General features: G+C 39.9%; 8 protein-coding genes. 5 read left to right on the top strand and 3 right to left on the bottom strand.

Going from position 1 to position 6,744, the window contains the following annotated elements:
• The first annotated feature begins 149 nt into the window (after positions 1–149).
• From EXZ60_RS18205 to EXZ60_RS18190, 4 genes are all read left to right on the top strand, one after another.
• On the top strand, positions 150–425 hold the full coding sequence (locus EXZ60_RS18205; RefSeq protein ID WP_013868550.1) for a hypothetical protein: 276 nt from the start codon (positions 150–152) through the stop codon (positions 423–425).
• Between the two features lie 776 nt (positions 426–1,201).
• Entirely contained in the window at positions 1,202–1,609 is a 408-nt protein-coding gene (locus EXZ60_RS18200) for a hypothetical protein (RefSeq protein ID WP_274700986.1), read from the top strand.
• Between the two features lie 733 nt (positions 1,610–2,342).
• Positions 2,343–2,927: a hypothetical protein gene (locus EXZ60_RS18195; RefSeq protein ID WP_120029475.1), complete on the top strand. Its 585-nt coding sequence runs from the start codon at positions 2,343–2,345 to the stop codon at positions 2,925–2,927.
• Between the two features lie 207 nt (positions 2,928–3,134).
• Entirely contained in the window at positions 3,135–3,593 is a 459-nt protein-coding gene (locus tag EXZ60_RS18190) for a hypothetical protein (protein ID WP_158636610.1), read from the top strand.
• A 123-nt stretch (positions 3,594–3,716) separates the two neighbouring features.
• Here EXZ60_RS18190 and EXZ60_RS18180 read toward each other — a convergent pair whose 3' ends face one another.
• Together EXZ60_RS18180 and EXZ60_RS18175 are read right to left on the bottom strand one after the other, a co-directional pair.
• On the bottom strand, positions 3,717–4,034 hold the full coding sequence (locus EXZ60_RS18180; RefSeq protein ID WP_026050327.1) for a CcdB family protein: 318 nt from the start codon (positions 4,032–4,034) through the stop codon (positions 3,717–3,719).
• Positions 4,034–4,279, bottom strand: coding sequence for a type II toxin-antitoxin system CcdA family antitoxin (locus tag EXZ60_RS18175; RefSeq protein ID WP_277436107.1), 246 nt, complete (start codon positions 4,277–4,279; stop codon positions 4,034–4,036). Before EXZ60_RS18175 ends, EXZ60_RS18180 begins: the two co-directional genes overlap by 1 nt.
• A 1,297-nt stretch (positions 4,280–5,576) precedes the next feature.
• Here EXZ60_RS18175 and EXZ60_RS18170 point away from each other — a divergent pair.
• Positions 5,577–5,957, top strand: a complete 381-nt coding sequence (locus EXZ60_RS18170; RefSeq protein ID WP_277436106.1) for a hypothetical protein — start codon at positions 5,577–5,579, stop codon at positions 5,955–5,957.
• A gap of 549 nt (positions 5,958–6,506) precedes the next feature.
• Here EXZ60_RS18170 and EXZ60_RS18165 read toward each other — a convergent pair.
• Positions 6,507–6,744: hypothetical protein (locus tag EXZ60_RS18165; protein ID WP_277436105.1), on the bottom strand; the 238-nt coding region annotated here is incomplete at its 5' end.

The raw sequence follows: 6,744 nt of genomic DNA, 5'->3' as shown, positions 1-6,744 counted from the left end.
TTGGCCTAACAAACGGCTCAAGAGGGATTGCCAACGCGTGGCGGCTTTGGTGCAAAATTGAAGTTCAGCGTTTACAGTGTGTTTTTTGAGTTCGGCGGTGCGTTGTCAACCCCTTAGCCGGGCGTTATGTTTTCGGAGGAACTTAATCAATGGAACAGAATAAAATAGTTAGACTGCCTAATCGTTATGAAAGAAAAAAACGAGTTGATGCCTCTAAAGGAGAGCTTAGGTGTGAGGTTTCTGAACGCTGGATAAAATTTCCTGAAGCAAGTTCAAAGCACTTTGATATGGATTACTTGGCGCTAGATGTGATGACTCTTGGTGCTAATGAAAAAGAGAAAAAGTTGTGTGAAATCATCGTTGATCGCGATCTTCTTGAGAAAATTCTCAGGGAGTTACCGCGGAAGACCTACCCCCAAACATAACAAACAATTTAAGAGTGATTCAGCACGCTTGGCATTTTCGGTTTGGGTCTAGTTCTATGTTTACGGTGATCTAATCAAATATTGTGGTAGCGTGCTTCACACCTTAATTGGGCGTTAGCTGGGGTTAAGAAAAGCGGTGAATTTAAGGTGGAAAGGCTTTTGGTTTTCTAGCTACACACCGGATAAATCTCGGTTCTCAACTATCTCGCCAGTGGCACTTTTCGGGAAGCGTTTGAACTTAACGAAGTCTGCTTACGGGAAGCATTGTGTTTGTTAAGTTCGTTGGTGCAGCTTCTTTGATGTTGAAATTGATGAATGCACAAATTTGTTTCGAGTGATCTGTGGTTGGCTTTTTCGATAGAATTCTTTATAAATTACCCTGCTCAGGAATGGTGATTTTCTCGGTGATTTCTTCTTTGCCAAAAGCATTTCGTGGATTAGGTTTCAATTTCACAGCTGTCTATTTTACTTTGCCGTTTGAAAGCAATAATGTGTTTCAAATTAGGCATTTTGGCGCAAGTTGTTAACAAAAGTGCAGCAGCTAACTAGGCATTTAAGGCGGATTCGCAACGCTTGGCGGCTTTAGTGTAAATTCAGTTTTTGTGTTTTAGGTGGTTTGTCGATACTTCGGTGTTTAGCGTCGCTCACCACTTAATGCGGCGTTATACGACGTACGGTGTTAAAATTTGTTGCATATCATTTTCTTATGGTTAATATTAGTCGAATCGTTTGTGGGAATATTTTCTGTAACTCTTTAACCCAAACGAGGAAATGGTATGTATGATATCTCTGATTTTTCAATAGCTAATGGTCGCCTGTCTATCAAGGAAGATAGCTATGAGCTTTCCAAAATTAAGAGCGTCAAAGTAGTTAAAAACAAACTGAGTTCGCATCTAGTCAAGGCGTCTGTTATTTCAGCTATAGCTTCAAGCATTTTATGGCTATTCGAGCCATTTGCCACACCTTGGGGATTTGATATCAATGCTGGAGTTGTAGCTCTAGTCATCACATTCCCAGTGGTTTTATTACTCTCTCTTTTTCGCTCAAAGTATCAGCTTCAAGTTGAGTTTGAACATCAAGATGAGGTTGGTTTGCAATGGGTAACGGTAGCAAGTGGTAAGGCTGAGCAAGAACTGACAGCGTTTAAAAAAGTAGAGCAAGACTTGTCGCAAGCTGTCGTATAACAAACAATTTAAGAGTGATTCCCAACGCTTGGCATTTTTCATTCCATCGTTGGGTTTTGTGTTTAGGGTGGTATGGTTTCGTTCCGTGGTAGCGTTGCTCACACCTTAATTGGGCGTTATGCAACTCAGGTAAATTTAGGGGTTCAATCTTTTGGGATTTCTCCGGCTATTCGTTTTGTGTTGTCGGCAAATGAGCATTTTTACCCTCAAACTCTTGGTTAACTCAACCCGTAAAACAGGCAAATTTCTTTGTCTGCCTCAATCGGTTTTAGCGTTGGTGCGTTGTAAATTTAGCGGGCGCAAAGTGTGGAAAGGGTAAGTTTATCGAGCATTTCACACTTGCTGAAAGCCTTGCTCGGTGAGTTTGTCTCATTCAAAAGCTGATTTGTCGCTGAAAGGTGGACTTTGTTTTGGCGGCTTACTTATCAAGGTTCAGGCTTTGGCTGATTCTTGGTTCACTTAACCAATATTTTGATTGTTTTCTTAATCAAATGTAGTGTAACTTCTGGTTTATCTTATTGAATTTGCATAACAAAGCATTTAAGACGGATTCGCAACGCTTGGCGGTTTTAGTGTAAATTCAGTTTTTGTGTTTTAAGTGGTTTGTCGAAGCACCAGTGTTTAGCGTTGCTCACCACTTAATGCGGCGTTATGCGTATAGCGCCTCCAGTTACAATGAAGTCGTATCTAATGGTATGATTTATCGTCTTTTACCAGTGTTTGGTTTCGAGTTATGGATGAAAATGAAGTACAGCAACAGAAAGAAGTCGCTTTTTATACTGAAACCTTAAATGCTTGGTATACAACTAGGTTTGAAAAAGATAAACACCTTCTGACGCTATCATCTTTTGGTATTGGTTTATTAGTCACGTTACTCACGACGGTAGGGGTCAGCTCTTTAATTGTTGCGTTAATGTATGCTCTCGCAGTAATTTCTTTTCTGATCTGTATTGTGGCTATTTTAATGGTTTTTTCCCGTAACTCAGTACACTTAGAAGCAATAGTTGCTGGTTCAAATGAAAACGATAAGTGGCTAACAGTACTGGATAAAACATCAGTTGTTTCATTCGTTTGTGGTATACTTTTTACGCTTTTAATAGGCTTATTTTCAGGTGTTGATCATTACCAAAAGGAGAGCGTTAGCATGTCAGATAGCAAAGTAAGAATGGTGGTGCAGAATTCAAGTAATGTTGAGAAGAAAAGTATAAATGGAGCGTCAGCAATGAGACCATCAAGCTCAAGCAGCTCTTCGAGTGCAAGCTCTTCAAATCAACAGTCAGGTCAGTCTTCACAATCAAATAACTCTAACTCTCAGTAAAATACGCATAACAATGCGTTTAAGACAGATTCCCAACGCATGGCATTTTTCATTCCATCGTTGGGTTTTGTGTTTAAGGTAGTATGGTTAAGTTCTGTGGTGGCGTTGCTCACTACTTAACGCGGCGTTATGTTTATGGGGCTAGTTTCTTATTTGATATTCTTATATTATTGATATTTATAATCTATTTAAATAAGAGGATCGAGTTTGAAATCAGGTGCAAACTTCAGGGCTAGAAATGGTGCATGTCTACCTGTTTTGTTAGCTATAGGACTAGTTTGGGGAGCAAATTTTCTTGGAATCTACGAGAATGTCCCAGGCTCTCTTCTAGCCTACTGGTCAACTACGTTGTTGATAATAAATATATATTTTTTAAATGGTTATACGCTCCAAAAGCAGGGAGTCGATTTTAAGCATGGCGTGACTATCGCAATATTGGTTTTAGCAGCACTTGCTTGTATCGGCTCATTGATTAGCTTGGATCACAAGTATATTGGCTTGTCGCTCTATTCTAATATTATTAATGGGGTTGTAGTTGCAGCTGATCTTTTTACTGTCGTAATCTTATTTCGTAAGATACAAGGATTGACGACACAGCATTATATTTTTGCAGGTATTTGGTACCTAGGATTTAGAGCCTTTCTTGTGTCTGTAACAGGTGGTTAATAAACATAACAATCTGTTTAAGAGTGATTCGCAACGTGTGGCATTTTTGCTATGCGTTGCGTTTTGTGTTTAAGGTGGTTTGCGGCCGCATCGGTATTGCGTTGCTCACACCTTAACAGGGCGTTATATGCCAGTAATCAGGAAGTCGATAGCAGCAATAATCTCGTTTCTAAAAGTGCTCAAATCATTTACCGGATCACGCAAGATCTTAGTTGGTACACTCGCCATTTGGTGAGTTAGGATTACGAAGTCACCTTCATCAATGTGGATCACTGGGCATAGGTGAGTTGGGGCTTTCTTCTCTAACATTTCAACCGGTGTTAATGGAATCACCAGTCGGGTATTCAGTGTATCAAGCATTTCACTTTGAACATCAACAAAGTATGGGTAAGCGGTAGCAGTGCTTTTATCGTTATTTTGGTATAGTGAAAACTGTGACATTAGAATACTCGGTAAGAATCAGAAAACAGACCGTGACTTTCGGTTAATTCATTGCAAGCGTTGATAGCATCTGCATTTTGCTCTAACCACTCAGTCTTACGGCGCTGATTTACTTCTTTTTCAAGGGCTTTTTCCATTGTTGCCGAGAGGTTTATGTTTAGGCGCTTAGCTTCAGCGAGTAACTCGCTATTTAAGCTTAAGTTTGCAGCCTTCTTGGGCGCTTGCGTACTATATGTGTTTCTCATGATAATTACCTATGCGTATTTATGGTGCGCATTGAGTATAGGTGCACGAAAGGCATATAACAAGAAATTTAAGAGTGATTCACAACGCTTGGCGCTTTCACTTCAAGCAAGTTTAGTGTTTATGGCACAATGGTTTAGGTAAGGTGGTTAGCGTTGTTCACACCTTAATTTGGCGTTATGTGTTTGATGAGTTTTTAAGGTCAAAGCTACGATTTCATTGAGAATTCGTTCCGTGTTTTCGGCAAGTTGGCTTGATCGAAATGGATCCTTGAACAACCTGAGTTTGATGCTTTTCAAGGTTCTTGGGTTGCCTCAATTGAGTTTTGGATCTGGTTTGTGTTGAGTTTCGTCGGTTTCAAATCGCTTTAATTGAAATGTCTTTTTGACTGACTCTCTTGCTGAAGTTCAGCTCTGAAAATCTGGTGAAGCAAAAGGTTTGGTTGTTGCTGAAAGGGCGCTTTCTTTGTTTTTGATCCTGCAAGTGGCTCTCTTTGGCTAAGATTGCTGTGAAATTTAGGTTTTGGTCAGCATCGTTTTTGTACGTAACTTATTCAAATCTCTTCATTTCTACGGTGGTTTACTTTGAATTCACGGTAAAATTCACATAACAAGCAATTCAAGTGGATTCTCAACGCGTGGCAGTTTTACTATGCGTCAGGTAAAGTGTTTTACGGTGCAATGCAGCGGCTTGGCCAGTGCGTTGTTCACCACTTAATTGGGCGTTATGTGTTTGATGAGTTTTTGAGGTCAAAGCTACGATTTCATTGAAAATTCGTTCCGTGTTTTCGGCAAGTTAGCTTGGTCGAAATGGATTCTTGAAAGAGCTTTAATTGGTCACGTCCAAGTCTCTTGGGTTGCCTCAATTAAGTTTTGGATCTGGTTTGTGTTGAGTTTCGTTGGTTTCAAATCGCTTTAATTTAAATGTCCTTTTGACTGATTTGCTTGCTGATATTCAGCTCTGAAAATCTGGTGAAGCAAAAGGTTTGGTTGTTGCTGAAAGGGCGCTTTCTTTGTTGTTGATTCTGCAAGTGGCTCTCTTTGGCTAAGATCGCTGTGAAATTTAGGTTTTGGTAAGCATCGTTTTTGCACGTAACTTATTAAAATTTCTTCATTTCTACGGTGATTTACTTTGAATTCACGGTAAAATTCACATAACAAACAATTTAAGTGGATTCTCAACGCGTGGCAGTTTTACTATGCGTCAGGTAAAGTGTTTACGGTGCAATGCAGCGGCTTGGTCAGTGCGTTGTTCACCACTTAATTGGGCGTTAAATGCAATCGAAAAATTGGAGAGTATATGGATATTTTGACAGCGTTAAAAAATGTTGAAGCACTAGCAAATGGAATCGATCCGATTTCAGGTGAAGTTTTATCTGAATGTTCACCTTATAATAATCCAGAAGTTATACGGTCTTTGTTTACGGTTATTGGGGCTGTAAAGCAGCCAAAGAAAGGTAAAAAATCAGTTGAGCAGAAACAGGAAGAAAATATTTCAAAAGGTCTTCCTAAGAATGCTGGGCTCCCTTGGTCTGAAGAAGAGCGCGAAAAGTTAGTCCACGCATTTAGTTCAAATACATCAATTGACGAACTATCAAAAATTCATGACCGTACAAGTGGTGCAATTACCTCCGAACTAAAAAAACAGGGGTTAATTGAAGAGTTTGAAACTAGCATTTAACAAGCAATTTAAGAGGGATTCACAACGCTTGGCACTTTTGCTTCTACTTCAAATTTAGCGTTTATGGCACAATGCTTTAGGCTGGGTGAAAGCGTTGTTCACCCCTTAATTGGGCGTTAGCTGGGGTTAAGAAAAACGGTGAATTTAGGGTGGAAAGGCTTTGGGGTTTTCTAGCTACACACCGGACAAATCTCAGTTTCTCAACTATCTCGCCAGTGGCACTTTTCGGGGAGTGTTTGAACTTAACGAAGTCTGCTTACGGGAAATTTTGTGTTTGTTAAGTTCGTTGGCGCGGATTCTTTGCTGCTGAAATTCATGAATGCCTAAATTCATTTCGTGTGCTCTGTCGTTGGCTTTTTCGATAGAATTCTTTGCAAATTACCATGCTCAGGAATGGTGATTTTCTCGGTCATTTCTTCTTTGCCAAGCGCATTTCGTGGATTGGGTTTTAATTTCACAGCTGTCTGTTTTACTTTGCCGTTTGAAAGTAATAATGTGTTTAAAATTAGGCACTTTGGTGTAATTTGCTAGCGAAAGTGCAGCAGCTAACTAGGCGTTTAAGACGGATTCCCAACGCTTGGGAGTTTGGGCTCTAGGTTGAGTTTTGTGTTTAAGGCGCAATGGTTTAGGATTGTGGTCGCGTTGCTCACCACTTAACGCGGCGTTATGTGTTTGATGAGTTTTTAAGGTTAATTCTACGATTTCATTGAAAATTTGTTCCGTATTTTTGGCAAGTTGGCTTTGTCGAAATGAATCCGTGAAAGAACTTCCATAGCTCACGTCCAAG

It is taken from the genome of Vibrio sp. 1151_11 (genome assembly GCF_029478525.1).
Classification (GTDB): Bacteria; Pseudomonadota; Gammaproteobacteria; order Enterobacterales; family Vibrionaceae; genus Vibrio; species Vibrio anguillarum.
This window is presented reverse-complemented; position numbering and strand designations above follow the sequence as displayed.